Source organism: Burkholderia guangdongensis, assembly GCF_013403875.1.
Classification (GTDB): Bacteria; Pseudomonadota; Gammaproteobacteria; order Burkholderiales; family Burkholderiaceae; genus Burkholderia; species Burkholderia guangdongensis.
The window spans coordinates 1-650 of the sequence record NZ_JACBNX010000068.1 but is presented as its reverse complement, the minus strand read 5'-3'; the positions used below and the strand labels follow the sequence as shown (position 1 = coordinate 650).

Genomic DNA, 650 nt, shown 5'->3' with positions numbered 1-650 from the left:
TGCGTCTTGTAGCGCTGGAATTCCTCGAACGGCGACAGGTACGGGTTCGAATACCCGAGCCCGACCACGAAGCCGACGACCACCTGGTTGTTGTCCATGTGGTACAGGAACGAGCCGCCGTACGTGTCCGGCTTCAGCGGCCAGCCGGCGGTGTGGATCACGAGGCCCGGCTTGTGCTTGGCCGGATCGATCTCCCACAGCTCCTTGATGCCGATCCCGTACGCCTGCGGATCGGCGTTCGCGTTCAGCTTGAACTTGTCCATCAGCTGCCGGCCCAGATGCCCGCGGCAGCCTTCCGCGAACAGCGTGTACTTCGCGTGCANCTCCATGCCGAGCTGGAAGTTCTCGGTCGGCTCGCCGTCCTTGCCGACGCCCATGTTGCCGGTCGCGACGCCTTTCACCGAGCCGTCGTCGTTGTACAGAATCTCGGCGGCCGGGAAGCCCGGGAAGATCTCGACGCCGAGCGCCTCGGCCGTTGACCCAAGCCAGCGCGTGACGTTGCCGAGCGAGATCACGTAGTTGCCGTGGTTCTTGAAGTTGTCCGGCAGCGCCCAGTTCGGCACCTGCTTCGCGCTCGATTCGGTCAGGAACAGGAAGCGGTCCTCGGTCACGTCGACCTCGAGCGGCGCGCCTTGCGCTTTCCAGTCCGG

General features: G+C 64.9%; 1 protein-coding gene. It reads right to left on the bottom strand.

The genetic code is table 11. From position 1 onward, the window contains the following. Positions 1-650 (bottom strand): NAD(P)/FAD-dependent oxidoreductase (locus HZI36_RS26720; protein ID WP_179405670.1); only part of this gene is annotated, 650 nt, incomplete at both ends.